This is a genomic window from Acidobacteriota bacterium, from assembly GCA_030949985.1.
Lineage (GTDB): Bacteria > Acidobacteriota > Polarisedimenticolia > J045 > J045 > JALTMS01.
Genome location: JAUZRX010000017.1, coordinates 71,098 through 93,295, shown reverse-complemented (window position 1 = coordinate 93,295; position 22,198 = coordinate 71,098). Strand labels below are relative to the sequence as shown.

Annotated in this window: 14 protein-coding genes and 1 tRNA gene; 7 read left to right on the top strand and 8 right to left on the bottom strand. The window is 69.7% G+C overall.

Going from position 1 to position 22,198, the window contains the following annotated elements; all coding sequences use genetic code 11:
• Positions 1 to 12: 12 nt before the first annotated feature.
• The gene (locus Q9Q40_04015) at positions 13 to 990 is read right to left on the bottom strand and encodes a DUF1848 domain-containing protein (protein MDQ7006374.1); all 978 of its coding nucleotides are present in this window, start codon (positions 988 to 990) and stop codon (positions 13 to 15) included.
• Positions 987 to 1,898, bottom strand: coding sequence for a TIGR01777 family oxidoreductase (locus tag Q9Q40_04010; protein MDQ7006373.1), 912 nt, complete (start codon positions 1,896 to 1,898; stop codon positions 987 to 989). Before Q9Q40_04010 ends, Q9Q40_04015 begins: the two co-directional genes overlap by 4 nt.
• 233 nt (positions 1,899 to 2,131) lie before the next feature.
• On the opposite strand from Q9Q40_04010, the gene Q9Q40_04005 reads away from it, so the two are divergent.
• Together Q9Q40_04005 and Q9Q40_04000 are read left to right on the top strand one after the other, a co-directional pair.
• Positions 2,132 to 5,512, top strand: coding sequence for a M20/M25/M40 family metallo-hydrolase (locus Q9Q40_04005; GenBank protein ID MDQ7006372.1), 3,381 nt, complete (start codon positions 2,132 to 2,134; stop codon positions 5,510 to 5,512).
• A gap of 117 nt (positions 5,513 to 5,629) precedes the next feature.
• Positions 5,630 to 6,613 carry a hypothetical protein gene (locus Q9Q40_04000; protein ID MDQ7006371.1) on the top strand — a complete coding sequence of 328 codons (984 nt, stop codon included), beginning with the start codon at positions 5,630 to 5,632 and terminating at the stop codon, positions 6,611 to 6,613.
• Here the strand turns inward: Q9Q40_04000 and Q9Q40_03995 are convergent, their stop codons facing one another.
• Positions 6,614 to 7,396, bottom strand: a complete 783-nt coding sequence (locus Q9Q40_03995) for a TatD family hydrolase (protein MDQ7006370.1) — start codon at positions 7,394 to 7,396, stop codon at positions 6,614 to 6,616. It abuts the gene before it with no gap.
• A gap of 41 nt (positions 7,397 to 7,437) precedes the next feature.
• Between Q9Q40_03995 and Q9Q40_03990 the strand changes: the two genes are divergently transcribed.
• On the top strand, positions 7,438 to 9,423 hold the full coding sequence (locus Q9Q40_03990; protein MDQ7006369.1) for a peptidylprolyl isomerase: 1,986 nt from the start codon (positions 7,438 to 7,440) through the stop codon (positions 9,421 to 9,423).
• A 37-nt stretch (positions 9,424 to 9,460) separates the two neighbouring features.
• On the opposite strand, the gene Q9Q40_03985 is transcribed toward Q9Q40_03990, so the two are convergent.
• From Q9Q40_03985 to Q9Q40_03970, 4 genes are all read right to left on the bottom strand, one after another.
• Complete coding sequence (locus Q9Q40_03985; protein ID MDQ7006368.1) at positions 9,461 to 11,971, bottom strand: cytochrome c3 family protein; 2,511 nt, start codon at positions 11,969 to 11,971, stop codon at positions 9,461 to 9,463.
• Between the two features lie 105 nt (positions 11,972 to 12,076).
• Complete coding sequence (locus tag Q9Q40_03980) at positions 12,077 to 15,031, bottom strand: DUF5752 family protein (GenBank protein ID MDQ7006367.1); 2,955 nt, start codon at positions 15,029 to 15,031, stop codon at positions 12,077 to 12,079.
• A gap of 111 nt (positions 15,032 to 15,142) precedes the next feature.
• Entirely contained in the window at positions 15,143 to 16,504 is a 1,362-nt protein-coding gene (gene gdhA, locus Q9Q40_03975) for an NADP-specific glutamate dehydrogenase (protein ID MDQ7006366.1), read from the bottom strand.
• 161 nt (positions 16,505 to 16,665) lie between these two features.
• A complete protein-coding gene (locus Q9Q40_03970; protein ID MDQ7006365.1) occupies positions 16,666 to 17,319 on the bottom strand; it encodes a response regulator transcription factor in 654 nt (217 codons plus the stop codon).
• 94 nt (positions 17,320 to 17,413) lie between these two features.
• Between Q9Q40_03970 and Q9Q40_03965 the strand changes: the two genes are divergently transcribed.
• Entirely contained in the window at positions 17,414 to 19,468 is a 2,055-nt protein-coding gene (locus tag Q9Q40_03965; protein MDQ7006364.1) for an ATP-dependent DNA helicase RecQ, read from the top strand.
• On the opposite strand, the gene Q9Q40_03960 is transcribed toward Q9Q40_03965, so the two are convergent.
• Positions 19,389 to 20,144 carry a response regulator gene (locus Q9Q40_03960; GenBank protein MDQ7006363.1) on the bottom strand — a complete coding sequence of 252 codons (756 nt, stop codon included), beginning with the start codon at positions 20,142 to 20,144 and terminating at the stop codon, positions 19,389 to 19,391. The genes Q9Q40_03965 and Q9Q40_03960 overlap by 80 nt on opposite strands.
• A 281-nt stretch (positions 20,145 to 20,425) precedes the next feature.
• Here Q9Q40_03960 and Q9Q40_03955 point away from each other — a divergent pair.
• From Q9Q40_03955 to Q9Q40_03945, 3 genes are all read left to right on the top strand, one after another.
• Positions 20,426 to 20,501, top strand: a tRNA-Met gene (locus Q9Q40_03955).
• Between the two features lie 29 nt (positions 20,502 to 20,530).
• Positions 20,531 to 21,571 carry a tRNA lysidine(34) synthetase TilS gene (gene tilS, locus Q9Q40_03950; GenBank protein ID MDQ7006362.1) on the top strand — a complete coding sequence of 347 codons (1,041 nt, stop codon included), beginning with the start codon at positions 20,531 to 20,533 and terminating at the stop codon, positions 21,569 to 21,571.
• Entirely contained in the window at positions 21,564 to 22,085 is a 522-nt protein-coding gene (locus Q9Q40_03945; protein ID MDQ7006361.1) for a phosphoribosyltransferase family protein, read from the top strand. Before tilS ends, Q9Q40_03945 begins: the two co-directional genes overlap by 8 nt.
• The last annotated feature ends 113 nt before the right edge of the window (positions 22,086 to 22,198 follow it).

Sequence of the window (22,198 nt, the reverse complement as noted above, 5' to 3'; positions counted from 1 at the left end):
GCGGCGCCGCACTCACGAAGGGGTGCCGCCGGTCGCTCCACCCGGGACGGCGCCCCGAGCCTTCCGGCCGGCGGAACGGGTCTCGGAACCCGGAGGGACCATGGCGCTCGAGGAAGGATCGTGCGCCGCCCGGGTCGCCCGGGCCGCCCGGGTCGAGACCGTGGCGTAGCAATAGACGCAGCCATGGAGGCAGCTATCGGGAAAGCCGATGTCGATGGAGTGGTGACAGCCGCAGGCCGCACGCTGGCCCTTGTGGGAGCGGAAGGAGAAGGCATGCTCCGGGAAGAGCCCCGCCAGCCACGGCCCGTCGATGCAGCGCCCCCGGGCCAGCCCCGGGACGTCCCAGGCCAGGGGCTCGGCGCAGCTCTGGATCTCGAGGCCGTGGCGTCCGGCCCGTTCCACCAGCCGGGCCAACACCTCCCGCGCCAGCGCCGGCTCCTCTTCCTCGGCGCACAGGGGATAGCCCCCGCCCGGCTCCACCCCCGCCAGGCGACGGCGGGTCTTGCGGTAACGATCGAGAATCGAGACCACGACCCGCTCCACGCTCCCCTCCAGCGCGCTGGCGAAGCGCTCGAAGCGGGCGGCATGGACGCCGGGTCCGTCCCGCGGTCCCAGGACGATGGGGTCGTAGCGCCAGACCACCCGCCGGGGATCGCCCCAGCGGCGGGCCAGGGCGATCATCCCCTCGATCACCCGCTCTTCCGGTGGCGCCTGGGGCTCGAGAGGGGGCCCGAGTCCGGTCAGTGAAACCATGGCCACGCTACGCCGGTGCCCCGCTGCTTCGAGGGCGTCGAGCAACGCTTCCAGGCGCCACGGCTGGCGGGTCCAGAAGACCCAGGCATCCACGTCCGCGGCCCGCAAGGACACCCGCCGGCGCTGGCGCCGATTGAAGGGGTTGACCGACTCGCACCAGCCTTCCCGCAGGCGGGCCCGCAGCCACGGTCCGTAGAAGGCCGGCAGGTCGGTACGGCGGCTGGCCGAGAGGATCACCGCGCCTCCCCGTAGATCGCCCCCAGGGCCGCGGGCAGTTCGGGGTGGCGAAAGCGGAAACCCGCCTCCAGGGCCCGGCGGGGCAGCACTCTCTTGCTCGACAGCAGCTCCCAGGCAAAGCCCCCGGTCAGGATCCGCAGGGCGAAGGCCGGCGCGGGCAGCCAGGCCGGCCGGTGCAGAGCGCGTCCGAGTTCCCGGGCGAACTCCCCCTGGCGCACCGGGCCGGGAGCGGTGGCGTTGACCGCACCGCCCACCTGCCCGCCCAGGGCCCAGAGGATCATCTCCACCAGATCCTCCCGGTGGATCCATGACCACCACTGGCGCCCCCTGCCCAGGCGCCCCCCCATGCCGAGGCGGAAAGGCCGTTCCATCGCCCCCAACGCCCCGCCGCCCCGTTCGAGCACGATGCCGATACGCAGCCGCACCACCCGCCAGCCGGCCGCTTCCGCCTGCCGGGCTTCCTGTTCCCACTGCCGGCAGACCCGGGAGAGAAAGTCGTCGGTGGGGCCCTCTCCTTCGTCCAGGATGGCGTCCCCGCGTTCGCCGTAGAAGCCGATCGCGCTGGCGGAGACCAGCACCCCCCCGGTGCCGCCGGCCACCAGCCCCTCGACCAGGTGGCGCGTACCCGACACGCGGCTGTCCTCGATGGCCCGACGCTTGGCCCGCGTCCAGATCCCCGCCACCGGCTCTCCGGCCAGGTGGACCACCGCCCCGACTCCCTCGAGGGCCTCGGCGGGAGGCGGGCCGGCCTGGGGCTGCCAGGCCCAGGCCCCGGACAGTTCCGGCAGCGCCTCCGTCACCGCCCGGGGCCGGCGGCTGAGAGCGACGACCTGACGGCCCTCCTCCACCAGGCGGGCAACCAGCGCCCGCCCGATGAAACCACCTGCTCCCGTCACCAACACGCGCATCGCCGGCCTCCTTCCATCGGGCGGATCAGTGTAATCCGGCGCCGCCGCCGTGGGGCCCGAGACGCCGGAGCGCTCGCGGGAAGCCCGGGCGAGACTCGCGGCCGCCCGGCCTCCCGCCGCGAACGCGAAAAGCACGAGGACGCTTGCCGGACCCTGCCCCCCCGGACTTGGGATGAAGCCTCGTGGAGCGGGTGTATTCTCACTGTCCTGCGCTGATGAACCCGGGAGTTTCCATGATCGACCGTCTCCGATTCCTGCCCCTGTTGGGGGTGCTCGCCACCGGCGCCCTTTCCCTCGCCGCCACCGCGGCGGACCTTGTGCACCACGACCTCCAGGTGCGTCTCGATCCCCCGACCCACCGCATCTTCGTCCGCGACGAGATGACCCTGGGCGCCGCGCCATTCGCCGCGGCCGCCGACGGGGTGACCCTGGTGCTGCACGAAGGTCTCGAGCTCCGCTGCCGCTCGGAGGGCTGGCACCTCGAAACCCTCGACCAGGTCCCCGAAGGCTTCGCCGGCGCCGAAGGGGCGCAGGTGCCCCTGACGGCCTACCGGCTCGTGCGTGACGCCGGGACCGGGGGCCCGGTGACCCTCGAGTGGGAGGGCGCGATTCACCATCCCCTCGAGCAGGTGGGCGAGGAGTACCAGCGCAGCTTCGCGGAAACCCCGGGACTGATCGGCGCCGAGGGGGTCTTCCTGGCCGGATCGAGCCTCTGGGTGCCGCGCCTGGACGACGCACTGCTGACCTTCCGCCTGGAAGCCCGGGAACTGCCGCAAGGCTGGGACGTGGTCAGCCAAGGAGGCCGCACGCGCCACGAGAAGGACTCGAAGGGTCGCTGGACCACCGTCTGGGACTGCCCCTCTCCCACCGAAGAGGTCTACCTGGTGGCGGGCCCCTGGACCGAGTATGGCGCGCGCCACGGCAAGACGGAGATCCTGGCCTTTCTGCGCACCCCCGACGGGGCCCTGGCCGACCGCTACCTGCAAGCCACCCGCCGCTACCTGGAGATGTACGAGCAGGTGCTGCCGCCCTTTCCCTATCCCAGCTTCTCCCTGGTGGAGAACTTCTGGGAGACCGGTTACGGGATGCCGGGCTTCACCCTGCTCGGCTCGCGCATCATCCGCTTCCCGTGGATCCTCACCTCGTCCTATCCCCACGAGATTCTCCACAACTGGTGGGGCAATTCGGTCTACGTCGACGCGGCCCTGGGCAACTGGTGCGAGGGGCTGACGGCTTACATGGCCGACCACCTGCTGGCCGAACAGCGGGGAGAAGACGCGCTCTATCGCCGCTCGACGCTGAAGAAGTTCACCGACATGGTGCGGGGCGGTGAAGACAAGCCCCTGGTGACGTTTCGCTCGCGACATTCGGCGGCCTCCGAGGCGGTGGGCTATGGCAAGAGCCTGATGCTCTTCCACATGGCGCGCCAGATCCTGCGCGACGACCTGTTCGGCGCGGCCCTGCGGCGCTTCGCCCAGACGATGACCTTCGAGCGGGCCACCTTCGACCACATCTCCGGAATCATGACCGCCGAGACCGGCATCTACTGGAAACCCTTCTTCCGCTCGTGGATCGAACGCAGCGGAGCGGCGGCATTGAAGATCGACGGGGTCGAGGCCACGGCCCCCGCGCAGCCGGGAGAGCCATGGCACCTGGTCGTGCGGCTGCGGCAGGTCCAGGCTGAAGAGCCCTTTCCCTTCGCCGTGCCGGTCTACGTCACCCTCGCAGGCCGGGAAGAGGCCCTGGTGGCATGGGAAGAAACCAACCAACGGGAAATCGTCTTCGAAATCGACTGCCCCTCGCGCCCGCTGCGCGTGGACGTGGATCCTCTCTTCGACGTGATGCGCCGCCTCGACCCCCTCGAGGTGCCCCCGGCCCTGAGCACCCTGATGGGAGACAAGAGCCCGACCTACATCCTTCCCGCCGGGGCCGACGAGGCCGAGTTGAGGGCCTGGCGCGAGCTGGCCGGAAACTGGCAGGGGCCGGACACCGAACCCCGCTTCCTGCTCGACGAAGACATCGACGCCCTGCCGGCGGGAACGGTGTGGGTGCTCGGGCGCGACAACCGCTTCGGCCCGCCCCTGGCCGCCACCCTGGCCGAACAGGGCGTCAGCCTGGATGAGAGCGGCATTCGGGTCCGGGACCAGCGTTTGCCCCTCAGCGGCCACAGCCTGGTACTCGTGGCCCGACGCCCGGAGGACCCGGCCGTCGCCGCCGCCTGGATCGCGGCGGATCCGGTGGAGGCCATCGCGGGCTTGGCCCGCAAGTTGCCCCACTACACCCGCTACTCGTGGCTCGCCTTCGCCGGCGACGAACCGTCCAACGTGGGCAAGGGCCTGTGGACCCCCCTGCGGTCACCGCTGGTGTATTTCCTCGAAGAAGGCGCACCCCGCGCCCGGTTCCCCCGACGCGAGCCCCTGGCCACCCTCCCCCCGGCGGTGGAGAGCACGGCGATGGTGAAGGCCGTCGAGTTCCTCGCCGCCCCCGCCCTCGAAGGACGCGGCATGGGCAGCCCGGGGCTGGCGGAAGCCACCGCCTGGGTCGAGAAGAGGTTCGAGGCGATCGGCCTCGCACCGGCGGGCGGCGACGGCTACCGCCAGAGCTTCGTCGCCCAGGTCGGTACCCCGGCCCGCCGGGTGGAGGCGGTCAACCTCCTGGGCCGTATCGAAGGCAGCGACCCGGCCCTCGCCCACCAGCCCGTGATCCTGATGGCCCATCTCGATCACCTGGGTCGGGGCGGGCCCGATGTGCGCGCGGGCAACGAGGGGCAGATCCACCCGGGCGCCGACGACAACGCCTCCGGCGTGGCCGTGCTGCTGGAGGTGGCCCGGCTGCTGGCCGCCGCCCCGCCTCCCGCCCGGCCGATCCTGGTGGCCGTGGTCACCGGGGAAGAGTTCGGGGGCGTGGGATCGCGGCACATGGTGGCCTCCCTCGGTGAAGCCGTCAGGCCCTTCGCCTGCGTGAACCTGGACACGGTCGGACGCCTCGGTGACGACCCCCTGCTGGTCATCGGCGCCGAATCGGCCCGGGAGTGGAAGTACCTCTTCATGGGCGTGGGCTACACCACCGGGGTACCGATCGAGATGGCCGCCGAGCCCCTGGACAGCTCCGACCAGGTCGCCTGCATCGAGGCGGGGATCCCCGGGGTGCAGTTGTTCTCCGGGGCCCATGCCGACTACCACCGGCCCACGGACACGGCGGACAAGATCGACGCCGCGGGTCTCGGACGCGTGGTGGAAGTGACTCGCGAGACCCTATCCTACCTGGCCGGCCGCAGTGAAGCGCTGCACTTCACCGGGGCCTCGGCAAGCTCCCGGCCGGCCGCCGCCGCGGCGGCGAAACCGGCCGCCCGCAAGGCCACCCTGGGAACCCTGCCGGACTTCGCCTTCAAGGGTCCCGGTGTCCGCATCGACGAGGTGATGGCCGACTCGGCCGCCACCGAGGCCGGCCTGGCTCCCGGCGACGTGATCATCGGCTGGGACGACCAGCCGGTGAACGACCTGCGGGGCTATACCGAACGGATCCGGGCCAGCCGCCCGGGACAGAAGGTGCGCCTGACCCTGCTGCGGGGGGAAGAGGAGATCCAGCTCGAGATCACGCTGCGGGCCCGCTGACCGCGACGCCGGGACATTCCAGCTTTCGCTTAAAATTCGCCGTCAAGTCCACCCGCCTCCGGCCGATCTGTTGCTGTGACACGCCGGTGGTTGCGGAGCCATCGGGAGGAGAGACGGATGAACATCGCTAGCCTGGCCCTGAACCCGACGACACCATCGACGACCCCTCCCCTGCGATCGGCCCAGCCGAACGACGCGTCCCTGCAGGTCGGGGGCACCCCCCAACCCGTCCTGCCCCAGCCCACCGACCAGCCGCTTCCGGCGGCGCCGGCAAACGGGGAGGGCGACCTCGATCGCTTGCTGGAGCGTGCCGCCGAGCTGAAGATCCAGTTCAAGCTCTTCGAAAACGACGATCACGAAGAGGACAAGCTCGGCTTCAAGGTTCGCCTGCGGGAAGAGGGAGCGAAGATTTCCTTCAAGTTCAAGCGCGAGATCGAAGCCGAACTCGAGCGCAGCGAGGCCGACGACGAGAAGCGTGAGGCCAGCTTCAAGATCCAGCAGTCCTTCGAGATGAAGCTCCAGTTCAAGCTCGAGGGCTTGTCGACCCGGTCCGGCATGGGCGCCGACGGCCTGACCCGGGAACTCGGCAGCGTCTTCGGCGAGTTCCTCTCCGGCCTGGCGGGGCTCTTCTCGGGCCGGCCCCTCGATCCGGGAACGCCCGCTGCCGCGCCCGTGAGCACCGACCCGGCGACGGCCGCCCCGGCCACCACGACGCCGGTGGTATCCGCGACACCCGGCGAGGTGGCGGCCGCCACGCCGGCGACCGGGATGGTGGCCCCGGCCGATCCCCAGCCGGTGCTCCCCGAAGGGGTCACCCCCTCGCCGGTTCCGGAGTCCGATCCGCTCCAGGATCTCTTCGGCCGCCTGAACCGACTCTTCGATGGTTTCACGCGGAACATCCTCGACATCTTCGGCGCCTTCACCCGGGACGCGTCCCCGGCTCCGGCCCCCGCAGCCGCCACGACGCCCCTGGCGGGGGCCCCCACCGCGGAGCCGGCCGTCACGCCGGGCAGCTTCGAACTGAAGATCTCCTTCGAGGCCAGGATCTCGGCCTACCTCGAAGCGCCCGCCCTGCCGGCGGTGGTCAGCGCGGAAGCCTGATCACGGCTCGATACGGAAAAAACGAAGAGCATTACGGGAGGTCGCCTCGGCGACCTCCTCGTACGTCCGGCCGAGGATTTCCGCCAGTCGGCGGGCGGTGTGCACCACGAAGGCCGGCTCGTTGACCCGGCCGCGGCAAGGGACGGGAGCCAGCCACGGCGCGTCGGTCTCCACCAGCAGCTGGTCGAGCGGCACCCGCGCGGCGGCCCGGCGCAAGGCCCCGGAGCCGGGATAGGTCAGGTTGCCCGCAAAGGAGATCGGCCAGCCCCAGCCGAGGAAGGGCTCGAGATCGCGCTCGGTGCCGCCGAAGCAGTGCAGCACCGCACGCAGACCCCGCGCTGCGTAGGGAGCCAGGGCCTCACGGGCGGCGGGCCAGGCCTCCCGGAGGTGCAGCACCAGGGGCAGATCGGCCTCGAGGGCCGCCTCCGCGTGCCGTTCGAGCCACGCCACCTGCACACCCAGGGGCACCCGCTTCCAGTGCAGGTCGAGCCCGGTCTCGCCCAGGGCCACCACCTTGGGATCGGCGGCCAGGGCGAGGATCCGGCGCCAGGCCGATTCGTCGGCGTCGGCGGTCTCGTTGGGATGAATACCCACCGCGGCGAAGAGCCCCTCGCGGGAAGCGACGTAGGCCGCGACGGCCTCGGCGGAATCGGCGTCGATGCCGATCAGGAGGGCCCGGGTCACGCCAGCCCGCCGGGCCCGGTGCCAGGCCGCGTCCGGATCGGCTCCCAGCTCGCCGTAGAGCAGGTGGTTGTGCGTGTCGAAAAGGGACGCCGAGGTCATCGCCGGTCTCCGGCGGGACGCCTGCGCCTATAATCCGCGCCATGTCCCGCTGGATGCCATCTTGCCTGCTGCTCGCCACCCTCGCCGCTCTCGGCTGCACCCCCACCCCGTCCCTCGAGGACCTCTCCCGCGTCGCCGCACTGGAAGACCGACGGGTGGACGACCCCCAGGCCTGGGCGCCCTGGCTCACCCATCGCGACCCCCGGCTCCGCGGCCTGGCCGCCCGCGGCATGGGGCGGGTCCGGGCCGGGTCCCTGGTCGCCCCGCTCCTCGAACGGCTGGGGACGGAGGACGACTCCCGGGCCGCCGGGGAGATGATCTTCGCCCTGGGGCAGATCGCCGATCCCCGGGCCACCGACCCGCTGCTGGAGCTCGAAAAGCGCACGACGGCAGCGTTGCGGGCGCGCATCCTCGAGGCCCTGGGCAAGATCGGTATGCAGCGCAGCGCCCTGTTCATCGAGCGCCTCGAAGATCCCGCCCCGGCGGTGCGCCGGGCGGCCCTGGCGGCCCTCGTGCGCCTTCACGGGCGACGTGCCGATCCGCCGGCCCCCCTCGAGGCGACCGCGGCCGCCACTCTCCTCGAAGCCCTGTCGAAGCTGCGCCAGGACACGGACGCCGAACTGCGCTGGTGGGCCGTCTACACCCTCGAACAGATCTCCCTGCCCGGCGCCACCAACCTCCTCCTCGACGCCTGCGCCGACCCCGACGACCGCGCCCGCATCTTCGCCGTCCGCGGCCTGGGACGGCGGCTCGAGGCCGAGCCGGCGATCGCCGAGAGGGTCTCGCGGGCGCTGTCGCCCCTGCTCGATGACGCCTCGCCCCACGTGGCGGCGGCCGCGGCGACGGTCCTGGGGCGGATGCCCGACAAGGAGGTTCGCAAAGCGCTGGCCCAGGCCTTCGTCCGGCACCGCAACAGCAAGAGCTTCCATCTGCGGCTGGCCATCGTCTCCCTGCCGCAGCTTCCGCCGGGGGTACTGGCCCGCGCCCTGGCCGACGGCTCGCGCATGGTGCGCGCCAAGGCCCTCGAACGCGGAGCGGGACTGCGGGATCCGGGAACCCCGGAGGTGGCCCGCTGGGCGATCAGCCCCGACCGCTGGCAGCGGGCCGCGGCGGCCCGGGCCGCCGCCCGCCTCGAGTTACCCGCCGCCCTGCGGCTGCTCGACCGGCTGCGCAACGACGCCGACCCCCTGGTGGCCGCCCAGGCCATCGAAGCGCTGGACGAACAGAAATTCGACCGGGTCGGCGATCAGCGCCGCCGGTGGTTGCTCGAAGCCCTCGAGAAGAACGACCTGGCTCTGCGCGGGACGGCGCTGAGCCTGCTCGCCCGCCACGGCAAGGCCGAGGACCTGGCCGCGGTGCGCGCCTGTTTCGCCGCCGCGACGGGAGACGCCGACGTGGAAGTCCGCCGCGAAGCCCTGCGCACCGCCAAGGCCCTGGCCGGCGCACGGGCCCATGACTTCTTCGTCACCGCCGCCGCCGACCCCTCACCGGCCGTGGCCGCGCTGGCGCGGGAACTGGGCGGCCTGCCCGCCGCGACGGGCGAGCGGATCGGCAAACCCTCTTCGGTGCGTCTCGTCGCCGGGGAGGACTTCGGCAGCGAACGGGAGAACCCGCGGGCCCTGCTCGAAACCAGCCGCGGCCGGATCGTCATCGAGCTGCTGCGCGAACAGGCGCCGCGTCACGTGAAGAACTTCACCACCCTCGCCCGCCGGGGCTTCTACGACGGTCTTCCGTTCCACAGGGTGGTCTCGGGTTTCGTGATCCAGGGCCTCGATCCCCGGGGCGACGGATGGGGCACCGGCGGCGTTTTCCTGCGCGACGAGATCAACCCCCTGCCCTACGAACGGGGCACCGTGGGGATGCCCAACGCCGGCCCCGACACCGGCGGCTGCCAGATCTTCATCACTCACGTTCCCACGCCCCACCTCGACGGCCGCTACACCGTCTTCGGCCGGGTGGTCGAGGGGATGGACGTGGTCGACGCGATCGAGGTCGGCGACACCTGCATTTCCGTCGAGATCCGCTGACCCGGCCCCGCGCCCCGCGACGCCATCGGAACGCGCCCTACAGGTCGCCGCGGGGGTGATGGTGCTCGAAGTCCTTGCGGGGCATCCGCCCACTGATCCAGATCCAGCTCATGGGATATTCGCGGGGGACGAATACGGTGAAGAACAGGTGCCAGACGATGATCGCGCCGACCGCCAGGATCGCCTCGTAGAAGTGCACGGTCTCGCAGACGCGCACGACCCAGGCGGGCACGTACTCGGTGGACAGATCGGGGAACATCAACACGAAGCCGGTGACGCTCATCACGATCGTCCCCCATACCAGGGCCCAGTACTCGGCTTTCTGGGTGTAATCGAAGTAGCCGAAGGCCGGGGGCTTCGGACGCAGGCCCAGGTAGTAGGCGACGTTGCCCACCGCCTCGCGCAGATCGGAAAGCCGCGGCAGCATCGCCCACAGCAGCTTCCGGCCCCGCGGGGTCAGCAGCAGGTAACCGATGTGCAGCAGGGAAGCGGCCACCATCAGCCCCGCGGACACCCGGTGGATGACGCGTCGCAGTCCCTCGTTCATGCCCGCGGCACTCAGCGCCTGGGCCCACCAGGCATCGGGAAAGCGCAACGCGAAGCCCGTCAGAGCGAGGGTCGAGAAGGTCAGCGCCAGCACCAGGTGCTGGAGGACCTCCGAGCGCGTCATGCGCTCTACGGTGGGTTGGGCATGGTACTGCCGATAGTGCCCCCTGAGTTCCTTGACGTAGATCAGCAGGTTGTGCAGCCCCATCCCACCGAGGGTCAGTACGATCAGCCAGATGTAGACCCAGCGCACGTAATCGTGGGGCCGCCACGCCCGACCGGCCTCCAGGTGGGTGTAGGAGCGGGCGAACTCGGGGTTGGTGTTCTCGTGGCAACGGCCGCAGGTGGCCACCACGTGGTCCGGATGCACCGAAGAGTCGGGGTCGAGGGGGGAGCGGATGTCGTGGCTGGTATGGCAATCTTCGCAGGAGGCCGCCGCCTCGCAATTCCGTTTGATCGCCCAGCCGTGGTAACTGTCGAGATAGCTGCCCACCACATTGGGAGCCAGGGCGTAGCGGGCGTTCATCTCCTCGTCCTCGTGGCAATGCCCGCAAGTCTCGGTGGCCTGGCGCGAGCGGCTGACCGCCGAGCAATCGTCGTCCACCGGCATGATCAGGTGCTCATCGTGGCAGTCGGTGCAGGACGGGGCGTCCCCGATCCCGTGCGCGAGCGCCTTGCCGTGCACCGATCCCTCGTAGACCGCCGCGATCTCCGCGTGGCACTGGCCGCAGGTCCTGGCCAGGTTCTCGCGGGCCACCGTGCTGGCCGGATCGGCCGCACCGTAGAGCTCGTGGCTTCCATGGCAGTCGGTGCAGACAGCGGTCATGTCGCCGTCCTGCCAACCCTGGCCGTGAATCGACTGCAGGTAGCTGGGCAGGCTCACCGGCAGGCGAACGTAATCTTCGGTGATCACCGGCTCGTCGGTGTGGCAGTGACCGCAGGTCTTGGGGATGTTGAAGTGGTTGACCGGGCTGTCCCGATCACTCGGAGCCAGGACGTGGTGGCCGCCGTGGCAACTACCGCACTCGGCCGCCACCTGGCTGCCCTGCAGGTGAGCGTGGCGGTGGGCGCTGCGGCGGTAGGCCGCCTCGGCCTCCTGGTGGCAGCGGCCGCAGCCGAAGCCCGTGGCCTCACGGGGCCCCTTGACCTGGTGCGCCCGGTGGCAGGACAGGCAGTTCATCTCTCCCGAGGCGAAGATCGCCTCGTGCACCGACCCCTCGAAGAGCCGGTCGTAGCTGGGGTGGCATTGGCTGCAGGCCTCGAGGGTGCCCTGGTCGAGGGTCGGCTTGACCACGCCATGCACGTCATGGCACGAGGAACAGGAGATCACGCCCCCGGCGGGAAGGGGGCCGAGATGACCGCTGGCCGTCAGTTCGTCCATCGCTCCCTGGTGGCAGGCCTCGCAAAGCCGGCCGACCGCGCCCGCCGACGGAGGCGCCTGGGAAGCGTGTACCGGGTGACAGGTGATGCAGCCCGGAGCGTTCTGCCCCGCGGCCAGGGCCTGCCGGTGGATGCTGCCGTCGAAACGCTCGGCCTGGTCCTGGTGGCAACGCCGGCAGGTCCGCTCCACCGACCGCGGATCCAGGGGCTGCAGGTAGTGCGCATCGCCACCGGCGCCATGGCAGTCCACGCAGCCCGGCGCACCGGGCTTGCCCCTCCCCACCGCACGACCGTGAACGCTGCCCTCGAAGGTCCTCACCGCATCGTCGTGACAGCTCGAACAGTCCACCGGACGATAGACGGCGAAGTGAGGCAGATCGTCGTAGTCGGCACCCTGGTCGTGGCAGTCGAGGCACTCCATGCCCGCGTGGATGCTTTGTTCGAAGTGCCCGGCGTCGACGTAGACCGACCGCCCATCGTCCCGGGTCAACCCGCTGTCTTCGTGACAGGCCAGGCACTCGTCATGGTCGGCCCGGACGACCCCTCCCGCGATGCAGGCAACCGTGATCGAGACGCAGACCAAGGTCCACCTGGCCGACAGAGAAAAGCTTTTCGTTCCCACGGGGTCGCCTCCGGAGTGGCCATCGCGAGCCGAGTTTGACTTAATAGTAAGCTACACCCTGAGGGAGATCCACTCCCCGGTAAAATAAGCTGTCAATGCCTTCGGTTAGTCGCCCTGGCCGGGCCGGGAGATCAACCCCTCTCCCCGGCGGCCGTTCATCTTGACCACCAGGGGTTGGTCGAAAGACAGCAGTCTTACCGGCCCCTCTTCCACCACGGCCTTCTGCCGGGCGAGCCAGTCCCAGTCCACGAAGGAGACGCCGCCCTGGTTGACCGTGAAGTAACCGACGTTGAAGGAAGTCAGGTTCTGAAAGAAGTGGGTCCCCTGGGAAGGGGCGACCTGGAAGTCCCGAAAGCTCGCCTCGACAATGGTTCGCGCCCCGGAAATCTGGTCCCAGGTGACCGGGATGCCCAGCCAGGGGTCCTTCGAGCCCCACCGCCCCACGCCGATCAGCACATAGGAGCGCCCCTCCCCCACCAGGCGGGTGTTCATCCGCGCCACCGCCTCGGCCACCGCCCGGCTCTCCTCCCGGCGATAGGTGTTGGCATCCACCACCAGCAGGTCGAAGACCCGGAAGCGGCCGTTGCCCAGCACGTTGTCGCTGCGGCAGACCAGGGACTCGGGGGACGGGTCCCCCAACTCGAGGGCCTCGGTCTCGCGGGCCAGGGCCAGGGGCCGCATCTGCAGCATGGCGAATTGCTGGGGAGCGCCCCGGGGAACCGAGAGATTGACGGCGAACTCGATCTCCACCGGAGAGTTCATGCCCCAGCTTCCCAACTCGAGCAGGATCTCGAGAATCTGCGCCAGGGGAAAGACCCCGTGCTTGAGCACCGGGGCAAAACTGACCAGCCGCACGCCCGGACGGGAGATACCGTCGTAGATCGCGTCGTTCTCCGGTGAGTAGACCGAGCCCAGGCGGCCCAGGGTGCCGTCCTCCTCCGCCGCGTCGAGACCATATTCCTTCTCGCGGAAGGCGCAGGCGCCGGTCTCTTCCTCGAGCGAGAGAGCCCAGAAGGTGCGCTGGCAACCGGCGAGCATGTCGCGAGCCGAGGAGAGTTGCAGCACGTGGCGGGGGAAGCGCGGAGAAAACTGCAGGGCCGCGCCCCCCTCGACCACCATGCGCCCCATGCCCAGGGCCACCGACGCCACGCCGTCGTCCGCGGCGAGAGGCGGCGTGGGGTAGAAGTTGTAGGACCGGGCCACACCGGAGAAGTCGGGGTAGAAGCGCCCGCCGTGACGCTCACCGACGACCTTCATCACGATCACCGCCATCTTCTCCTCTTCCAGGCGGTAGGGCGTGGCGCGCATGTAGGCCTTGGCCTGGGAGGAGAACGTGGAGAGATAGACCTGCTTGATCGCCGCGATCAGCCGCTCGAGTCGAATGCCGGGATCCGCCTCGACGTTGGGAAGCATGTAGGTTTCATAGACGCCGGTGAAAGGCTGGTACTGAGAATCTTCGAGCAGGCTCGACGAACGCACCGCAAGGGGCGTGGTCACGCTTGCGAGAAACGCGGCCAGGTCCTGCCGCACGTCTTCCGGAAAAGAAGCGGCGTGAAAGCGCTCGGTCAACGCGTGGTCGTCGTCGCAGTGGAGGGCGAAGTCCCGCAGGTCGTTCTCGTCGAGAAAACGATCGAAGACGTCGGTACCCAGCACCACCGCCGGCGGTACGGAAATCACGACGCCGTCGAAAAGGCGGTCGACGGGGTAGTTGTAGAGCAGGTAGCGCACGAAGGCCAGGCCCCGCGCCTTGCCGCCCAGCGAGCCGCCGCCGATCCGGGCGAAACCATGCTGCGCATCGAAACTGTCGGGATCGTAGTCGGAGATCACGCCGCTCTGCCGCTCCCGGCGGTACTCCTCGATGGCCTCGATCAAGTTGGTCCGGATGTCTTCGAGGGTCTCGAAATCGGAGACCTTCCGGGGACGCAGCTTTTCGGCCAGCGCGAATTCCGTGCGCGCCTTGAGCCAGTTGGAAAAGTGGTTGCGCTCACCGTGGTAGCCGATGCACTCGACCGGCACCGTGCGCAGTTTCTCCAGCAGAGAGCGCAGGTTGTGAGCCCGGTCCACCTCTGTGCCGTCGGGCAGACGGAAGACGAAATCGCCGAAGGCGAAGTTGTCGACCATGAACTCCCGCAGGTCGTTGAGCAGCGTGGGCGAGTCCTTGAGTACGAAACAGGTGCCGGCCTGCTCCGCCAGCACCCGGTTCTCCGGCCGTGAAGACTGCAAGAGCACGGGAATGTCCGGCCACGCTTCGCGCACCTTGCGGGCGAACTCGACCCCGGCATCGGGTTGCAATCGACCCCAATGAGGGAACTCGATGTCCGAGATCACCCCGAGGATCACTTCGTTGTAGCGCGAGAAGTACTCCCAGGCCTCCTCGAAACTGCTGCAAAGCAGAATCTTCGGCCGCGCCCGCATGCGCAGGATCTTGTGGGTCAGGTTGACCCCCTCGGAGATCACGCTGTGAGAATGGCGGAAGAGTTCGGCGTAGATCAGCGGCAGGAACGAAGAGTAGTAGCGAATCGAATCCTCGATCAGGATCACGACCTGCACACCGGCCGCCGTATCGTGCTCGAGGTTGAGACGGTCTTCCATGTACTTGACGATGGCCAGGAAGATCCGCACGTCTCCCTGGTAGAGGAAGACCCGTTCGATGTCGGAGACGTCGTGACGACTGACGAAGTCTTTCAGTTCACGGCTGTCGTAGCCGAGCAGAATCACCGGCACGTCCTCGGTGCGCGCCTTGACCTCGCGAGCCAGCTCGAGGGCGTTCATATCGATGACGTTGAGCGAGGTGATCACCAGGTTGAAGCGTCCCTCCTCCAGGGCCTGCAGGGCCTCACGACCACTCGAGACATGCCGGAGCCCCGGAGTGTGCCGCAGGTTGAGATCGAGGAATTCGCTGAGGAAGAGTTCGGTGAGCTGACCATCCCGCTCGAGGATGAACGAATCGTAGAGGCTCGAGACCAGAAGGATGTTTTGAATCCGCCGGGGCATCAACTCCTGGAGGCTCTCGAGTCTTCGCATCCGTGGCGGCAAGGTCGTCTTCGGCGTGGCTTCCATGGTTTCCCTTCCGGCGCCGTGGGAAGAACCGGCCCGCCGGAATTGTAGCAGCCGCAAACAACAGGGGACGCCGCAAGGCGTCCCCTGTCGGTCGGCGGAAAGCTTTCTCGATCAGACGATACCCTGATCGATCATCGTATCGGCGACCTTGAGGAAGCCGGCGATGTTGGCCCCGTTGACATAGTTGCCGGGGGTGCCGAAGCGCTCGGCAGCATCGATACAGGCCTGGTGGATACCCTTCATGATCATCTGCAGGCGGTTGTCCACTTCTTCCCGGGTCCAGGCGTAACGCATGGAGTTCTGGGCCATCTCCAGCCCCGACACCGCCACGCCGCCGGCGTTGGCCGCCTTACCCGGGCCGTAGAGGATCTTCTCCTCGATGAAGAGGTCCACGCCTTCGGGGGTCGTCGGCATGTTGGCGCCCTCGGAGACGACGTAGACGCCGTTCTTGACCAGGTTGCGGGCATCGACGCCGTTGATCTCGTTCTGGGTGGCGCTGGGGAAGGCGCAGTGGGCCTTGTGGTCCCACAGGGGGTTGTGGTCGAGGTTCGGATCCGTCGGGGTGTACACGGCGCTCTTGTATTGCTCGGCGTACTCCTTGATCCGGCCGCGACGGACGTTCTTCAGCTCCATCACCCAGGCCAGCTTGTCGCGATCGATGCCCTCTTCGTCGTAGATGTAGCCGCCGGAGTCGGAGAGCGTGACCGGCTTGGCCCCCATGTCGAGCAGCTTCTCGACGGTGTACTGGGCCACGTTGCCGCTGCCGGAGACCAGGCAGGTCTTGCCTTCGAGGGTCTCGCTGCGGGTGTTGAGCATCTCGGCGGCGAAGTAGACCGCGCCGTAGCCGGTGGCCTCGGGCCGGATCAGGGAGCCGCCCCAGTTCAGACCCTTGCCGGTGAGCACACCGCTGAATTCGTTGGCCAGCCGCTTGTACTGACCGAAGAGGAAGCCGATCTCGCGGCCGCCGACGCCGATGTCACCGGCGGGAACGTCCGTGTTGGGACCGATGTGGCGGTAGAGCTCGCTCATGAAGCTCTGGCAGAAGCGCATCACCTCGTTGTCGCTCTTGCCCTTGGGATCGAAGTCGGAACCGCCCTTGCCGCCACCCATGGGCAGGGTGGTCAGAGCGTTCTTGAAGACCTGCTCGAAGGCGAGGAACTTGAGAATGCCCAGGTTCACCGAGGGATGGAAGCGCAGGCCGCCCTTGTAGGGACCGATGGCGCTGTTCATCTCGATGCGGAAGCCCCGGTTGATCTGCACGTTGCCCTGGTCGTCGACCCAGGGGACGCGGAACATGATCACCCGCTCGGGCTCGATGATCCGTTCGAGCACCTTGGCCGCGCGGTACTCGGGGTGCTTGTCGAAAACGGCCGCCAGGGACTCGGCGACCTCTTCGACGGCCTGGTGGAACTCCGGCTCCGCCGGGTTCTTGGCCTTGACATCACTCAACAGGGTCTCGATGTACTTGGACATGACACAAGCCTCCTCGCATCTGGGAGAACACGCCCCGCGGCCACTGGCGGCCACCGGGGCGAATCTTTGACGCGTACCAGGTAAGCCTAGACCCGGAAGACCTGCGCTTCCATAGGTGTTTTCCCCCGTTCGCCCGGGGGAAACGCTGTAGGAGCAAACGCTCAGACCTGGATCAAGTGATTGCGAATGCAGTACTTGACGATATCCGCGAGATTACGGGCGCCGAGTTTGCGCATGATCGCCGCCCGGTGGGTCTCGGCGGTCTTGGCCGAGATGTTCAGCACCGCCGCCGCCTCCTTGGTGGAATAGCCGTCGGCCAGGAGCACCGCCAGCTCCCGCTCCCGCTGGGTCATCACGCCGCCGGGGCGCTGACGTTGGATCGCCGCCGAGACGTACTCGGCCACCATGTCCCGCCCCGCGGCGCCGGCGAGGAAGTAGTCGCCCCGGGCGGCGTGGCGCAGGGCCACCACCAGGTCGTCGAAGCAGCATGCCTTGAGCAGGTAGCCCCGGGCCCCCGCCTCGAAGGCCTGGCGCTGATAGGCCTCGTTGTGATGAGCGGTGAGGATGACGATCTCGCTCCGGGGATGGTGGTCGTGAATCCAGCGGGCCGCGTCGATGCCGTTCATCCGGGGCATGACGATGTCTAGCAGCACCACGTCGGGAAGCTGCTCGGCCACCGCCTCGATCGCCTCCCGTCCGTCCGCCGCCTCCCCGACCACCTCGAATTCGTCGCGGGCGGCGAGCAGGGCCCGCACCCCCTCGCGGAAGAGACCGTGATCGTCGACGAGCAACACGCGGATCGGCACCCGGGCCATGGATCCTCCAGACGGGCAAGCCCCGATTCTACCGCCCGGGACTCCCCCCGGCGACGCCGTCGGCGCCTTCCCCCGTCTGCGATAGACTCCCGACATGGAGCCATGGGATCGTCTCGCGGCCGGCCTGGATCGGCATTTCGGACATGCCTCCTTCCGCCCCGGCCAGCGGGAGGCCGCGGCGGCGATTCTTGCCGGCCGGGACCTGGTGGCCGTGATGCCCACCGGGGCCGGCAAGTCCCTGTGCTACCAACTGCCCGCCGCCCTGCTCGATGGCGTCACTCTCGTCGTCTCGCCCCTGATCGCCCTGATGAAGGACCAGGTCGACGCTCTGGCGGGCGCCGGCATCGCGGCCGCCGCGATCCATTCCGGCCAGGGGGGGGAGGCCCGGCGAGACGTGCGGCGGGCCCTGGCCGAGGGCGCGCTGAACCTGCTCTACGTGGCTCCTGAAAGACTGGCCAGCGAGGGCTTCCTCGCCCTGCTCGACCGCTGCCGGGTCGCCCGGCTGGTCGTGGACGAGGCCCACTGCATCAGCCAGTGGGGCCACGACTTCAGGCCGGACTACCGGCGCCTGGGCCCCCTCAAAAAACGCCTGGGCGTTCCGGTCTCGGCCTTCACGGCCACCGCCACACCCGGCACCCGCCGGGACATCATCGACCAGCTCTCCCTCCGCGATCCCCTGGAGTTGGTCACCGGCTTCGAGCGCCCCAACCTGACTCTCGGGGTCGAGCGCGTGGGACGGACGGTCGACAAGCAGGTGGTGGTCTCGAGGGTGCTGCGGGAGTGCGGCACGCCGGGGCTGATCTACGCGGCGACCCGCCGCAGCACCGAACGCTGGGCCCAGTGGCTGACCGCCCAGGGCCTGCGCGCCGACTGCTATCACGGCGGCCTGCCCGACGCCCGGCGTCACGCCATTCAGGAAGCCTTCACCGGCGGCGAGCTCGAGGTGATCGCCGCGACCAACGCCTTCGGCATGGGCATCGACAAAGCCGACATCCGCTTCGTGGTCCACGTCGAGGTGCCGGGCAGCGTCGAGGCCTACTACCAGGAAGCGGGCCGGGCAGGCCGGGACGGCAAACCATCCCTCTGCCTGCTGCTCTACTCCGGGGCCGACGTACGGACCCAGGAATTCTTCATCGCCCTTTCCAACCCCTCCCCGGCCCTCTTCCGCCGGGTCTGGGCCGACCTGGCGACAGTGGACGACGAGCTGCCCCCCTCCGCCTTCCCGGGCGCCGACGAGGCGGGGGTGGAGACCGCCGTACGCCTGCTGCGCCAGGCCGCCGATCTGGCCGGGGTGCGGCCGGGCCATGGCCCCCTGCCCCTCGACCTGGACATCCAGCAAGCCAAGGCCGAACGCGACCGGGAGCGTCTCGAGGCGATGATCCGCTACGCCCTCTCCCCCGGCTGCCGCTCCCAGTTCATCTACGACTACTTCGCCGGCTCGGCCCAGGGCGGTCGAGCCCTTCAGTGCGGCACCTGCGACAACTGCCTGGGCTGGCACCGGCACCGGGGCCGCCCCCTCGACGACGAGGAGTATCGACGGGTGCGCGTCGCCCTGTCGGGGGTGGCCCGCCTCGAGGGCCGCTTCGGCGCCCGGCGCATCGCCCAGATGCTCACCGGCAGCCGCTCGAGGGAGTTGTTGGTCCGGCGCCTCGATCGCCTGCCGACCTACGGACGCCTGGCGGAGTTGAGCGTCGACGAGGCCCAGAAACTACTCGGTGTCCTGGCCGATGCGGGGCTGATCGAACGACGCACCCTGGAAGGTGGCCGGCCGGGACAGTTCGTGCTGGCCCTGACGGAGATCGGCGCCGAGGTGATGAGGGGCGTCCGGCGACCGGAGCTGGCCCTGCCGTCCGGGCAGGCGGCCGCCGCCACCGGTCCGCCCCGCGAGCCCGGGCGGAAAGACCGCCGGCGGCGAAGAGCCGGCGCCTCCCCGCTGGCGGAAGCCCTGCGGGCCTGGCGGGCGGAGGAAGCCCGCCGCCGCGGAATCCCCGCCTACAGGATCCTCCACGACAGCACACTCGACGCCCTGGCCTGCACCCGCCCCCGCACCGCGGCCGAGTTGCTGGCGGTCAAGGGTATCGGCCCGACCAAGGCCGAGCGCTTCGGCCCGGCCCTGCTGGATCTGATCCGCGGCGCGCCGGCCCCCTGAAGACAGAGTCGACCGATCCCAACAGGTCGGAAGCGCGTGATGCGAGGATCTTCCCGCAGAGCACGCGATGGACCGCCTCGAGCCGGGCGGCCGCGGAGAAGGGCTTGCGCAACAGGGGTACACGGCCGGCCTCGAAGCCGTGAGCGATCCGCGCAGGGTCCGCACAACCCGACAGGAACAGGACGCGACGGCCGGCCAGCCTGGCGCCGAACCGTCGGGCGAGTTCCGGGCCGGTGATCCCCGGCATCACCACGTCCGGGATCAACAGGTCGTAGGCCGGTGCCTGCGGGCCCTCGAGCGCCGCCGTCGCCCCGTCGGGGTAGCACACGACCCGGTAGTCGCCTGCCTCGAGTACGCAACCGATCAGCCCTGCCACCGAGGGCTCGTCTTCCACCACCACCGTGTGCCCCTCGGCGTGCCGGGGCGTCGGCGGTCGCCGGGGCGCGACTTCGAGCGCCTCCGCGCAGAAGGGCAGGAGCAACCGAGAGGTCGTCCCCTCGCCGACCCGGGAGAAGACCTGCACGTCATCGCCGCCCTGGCGCACGATGCCGTAGGCGTTCGACAGGCCGAGTCCGGCACCGCGCCCGAGGGCCTTGGTGGAGAAGAAAGGGTCGAAGACCCGGGCCAAGGTTTCCTCGTCCATGCCCACGCCGGTATCACGGACCTCCAGGGCCACGTAACGCCCCCCCCGGCGGCAAGGCGCCGGCTGAAGGCCAGGGGTTGACCGACCCGGGAGGCCGCCCGCTCGGCGGCGCGCCACCCCTTGCCCCGGACTTCCTGGACCGGAGAAACGAACCAGGGTCAATTTGCGTCCTTTCCCCCGCCCTGTCTGCCCCTTGGCCGACCGGGTGTCGCGGAGTTGACGCTCCCTGCCCCGCCCCGTAAAGTGTGCCGCTGGCGACCCCACCCCCCTCACCCCCGGCGATGGGCGCGAGAAGCGGGTGGGGCGTGGCGTGTGGCGGTGTAGCTCAGTCGGTAGAGCAAGCGGCTCATAATCGCTGTGTCCCCGGTTCGAGTCCGGGCACCGCTACCACATCCGTTCCGAGAGCCTGGAGGCCTGCCATGGCCCCCACCCCCGAGCGTCCCACCCCCGATCCCTGGCTGCGCGCCGCTCCGCCGGCCCTGCTCGAGGAAGTGACGCGTCCCTGGGCCCCGCCCCGGGGGGCGCGCATCCTGGTCGCCGTCTCGGGAGGCGCCGACTCCCTGGCCCTGCTCCACCTGTTGGCGGCCCTGGCACCCGGCCGGGGCTGGACCCTGGCCGCCGCCACCCTGGACCACGGCCTGCGAGGCGAAGCCTCCGCGGCGGACCGCTGCTTCGTCGAGGAGGTCTGCCGTCGCCTCGACGTGCCCTGCCGCGGCCGACGGCTGCAGACCCGCCCCCGGCGCGGAGAGAGCCTCGAACTCTGCGCCCGGCGGGTTCGGCACGACTTTCTGCGGCGCACCGCCGCCACCGAGAAGGCGGAGGTCATCGCCCTCGGACACCAGCTCGAGGACCAGGTGGAAACGGTGCTCTACCGCCTGGCCCGGGGCACGAGCCTGGCGGGAGCGGGTGCCATGACCCGCTGGGCCCCACCCCTGTGGCGCCCCCTGCTGCGGGTTTCGCGGAACACCCTGCGGGAGTGGCTGCGGGAACAGGGAGCCGGCTGGCGGGAAGACGCCTCCAACGCGGAACTCGATGCGGCGCGCAACCGGATCCGCCATCTGGTCCTGCCGGCCCTGACCCGGGCCCTCGGCGGGCAGGCCCTGGCGGGCATCGCGCGCTCGGCGAGCCTGGCCCGGGAAGAGGGAGAGGCCCTGCACGCCCTCGCCGCGCGGCTCGCCCCTTCCCCCCTGCCCGCTCCCCCCGGCTGCCTGGCCCTCGATCGCCGACGGCTCGCCGATCTCCCTCCGGCCCTCAGGCGCCTGGTGCTGCGGGATCATCTCCAGCGCCTGGGGGGTTCCGACCTGCGGCTCTCCCGGGCGCACCTCGAGGCGGTCGACGCCCTGGTGGAGGCCCGCGGCCGGGGCCGCCGGGTGGACCTTCCCCGGGGACTGGTGGCCCGACGCGAAAAAGGGGTCATCATGCTGGCCTCATCTATCGAGGAGAAAGGCATCGATGGCTAGGAAGCTCGCACCGGAGGTCCTTTATTCCGCCGAAGAGATTGCACGCCGGGTCCGGGAGTTGGGCCGAGTCATCACCGAGCAGACTCCCGAACACGGCGAAATCGCCGCCCTGATCGTGCTCAAGGGCGCCTTCGTCTTCGGCGCCGACCTTCTGCGGGCCATCGACCGCAAGACCCGGGTGGGCTTTCTCGAAACCCACAAGGACCCCGACGATCCCGGCGCCACCGACTTCCTTTTCACCCATCCCTTTCCGATCCAGGGCGCCGACCTGTTGATCATCGAGGACATCCTGGACACCGGGATCACCCTGACCCGGCTGCAGGAGCGCATGGCCTCCCGCCGGCCGGCCCGGATCCGCACCGCCGTTCTGCTCGACAAGGTCCCCCGGCGGGAGGTCGAGACCCGCGTCGAGTACCGGGGCTTCGAAATCCCGGACAAGTGGGTCGTGGGTTACGGCCTGGACGATGACGAAACCTACCGCAACCTGCCCTACGTCGGCTTCATCGAAGATTGACCGGGAGCCGGCCGCGGCATCCCAGGCAGGAAAGTCCGGCGAAAGGTCCCGGATGGCGGCAACCCCCGCCCCACCCTAGAATCATCGTACAGGCGCCCTGGCGCAGATCCGCC

What these genes read in the sequence shown, in the direction of transcription:
- Q9Q40_04010 (MDQ7006373.1), bottom strand. Translation starts at nt 1,898, where the DNA reads ATGCGCGTGTTGGTGACGGGAGCAGGTGGTTTCATCGGGCGGGCGCTG.
- Q9Q40_04005 (MDQ7006372.1), top strand. Translation starts at nt 2,132, where the DNA reads ATGATCGACCGTCTCCGATTCCTGCCCCTGTTGGGGGTGCTCGCCACC.
- Q9Q40_04000 (MDQ7006371.1), top strand. Translation starts at nt 5,630, where the DNA reads ATGAACATCGCTAGCCTGGCCCTGAACCCGACGACACCATCGACGACC.
- Q9Q40_03995 (MDQ7006370.1), bottom strand. Translation starts at nt 7,396, where the DNA reads ATGACCTCGGCGTCCCTTTTCGACACGCACAACCACCTGCTCTACGGC.
- Q9Q40_03990 (MDQ7006369.1), top strand. Translation starts at nt 7,438, where the DNA reads ATGTCCCGCTGGATGCCATCTTGCCTGCTGCTCGCCACCCTCGCCGCT.
- Q9Q40_03980 (MDQ7006367.1), bottom strand. Translation starts at nt 15,031, where the DNA reads ATGGAAGCCACGCCGAAGACGACCTTGCCGCCACGGATGCGAAGACTC.
- gdhA (MDQ7006366.1), bottom strand. Translation starts at nt 16,504, where the DNA reads ATGTCCAAGTACATCGAGACCCTGTTGAGTGATGTCAAGGCCAAGAAC.
- Q9Q40_03970 (MDQ7006365.1), bottom strand. Translation starts at nt 17,319, where the DNA reads ATGGCCCGGGTGCCGATCCGCGTGTTGCTCGTCGACGATCACGGTCTC.
- Q9Q40_03965 (MDQ7006364.1), top strand. Translation starts at nt 17,414, where the DNA reads ATGGAGCCATGGGATCGTCTCGCGGCCGGCCTGGATCGGCATTTCGGA.
- tilS (MDQ7006362.1), top strand. Translation starts at nt 20,531, where the DNA reads ATGGCCCCCACCCCCGAGCGTCCCACCCCCGATCCCTGGCTGCGCGCC.
- Q9Q40_03945 (MDQ7006361.1), top strand. Translation starts at nt 21,564, where the DNA reads ATGGCTAGGAAGCTCGCACCGGAGGTCCTTTATTCCGCCGAAGAGATT.